General features: G+C 44.5%; 2 protein-coding genes. One reads left to right on the forward strand and one right to left on the reverse strand.

Features of this window, described 5'->3' with window-relative positions:
- A partial coding sequence (locus tag A3766_RS27995) for a DUF411 domain-containing protein (protein ID WP_156509209.1) occupies window positions 1-384 on the reverse strand: 384 nt, incomplete at its 3' end.
- Between the two features lie 85 nt (window positions 385-469).
- Between A3766_RS27995 and A3766_RS28000 the strand changes: the two genes are divergently transcribed.
- On the forward strand, window positions 470-889 hold a 420-nt coding region (locus A3766_RS28000; RefSeq protein WP_156509210.1), incomplete at its 3' end, for an alpha/beta fold hydrolase.

Here is an 889-nt window from a genome sequence, read left to right on the forward strand (position 1 = left end):
TGAGCCAGCAGGTGGGTTTGATAAAAATTGTTTAATAAACTTCGCTGGAACATGTCCTTCGAACACGAAACCCTCTGACGACACAGCAGTATGACAGGAGCGAGCATTAGCAGGCAGCTGATAGAAATCTTTTATATGCGCCACCGAATCCTGGTTCACAACTATGGCCGACAAACCGCCCTGTTGAATATGATCCACCCACTCAGAACAACAAGAGCAACTCTTTGTTTTATAAACAGTCAAAGTTCTATCTGCTGCGCTCGATTCAGTACTAGACGAATCCTCTGATTGACCGCATGCACTCAAGATACCAAACGCCAGCATCATACTCAGTATCATAAAGCGCCGAACTAGCGAAACAGATCTCTCTCTATCTATTTGCATATCGCAATTACCTCACCCTTTTAATCTAGCTGCTATAGTTAAATTCTGAATAAAAAGATCGACCTATCAATAAAGGAATTCTTTCATGGTCAAATTTGTCCGTACGCCTGATGAACGCTTTAAAAACCTGCCGAACTATAGCTTTTCTGCTCACTATACCGACGTCGGTGGTTTGAGAATGCATTATATAGACGAAGGCCCGGGAAGTGCCGACCCAATACTCATGTTACATGGTGAACCCAGCTGGTCATACCTTTACCGCCACATGATCCCTATTTGCACTGCTGCGGGGCATCGAGTCATCGCTCCCGACTTAATTGGCTTTGGCAAGTCAGATAAGCCTGTCAATATTGAAGACTACTCCTATCAAAGCCATATGGACTGGCTCCTATCCTTAATCAACGCGCTTGATTTAAACAATATTACACTGGTCTGCCAAGACTGGGGTTCATTGCTCGGCCTTCGACTCGCGGCAGAAAATGAAGAGCGCTTCAAAGCAATTGTA

The sequence above is a fragment of the Oleiphilus sp. HI0132 genome, assembly GCF_001635845.1.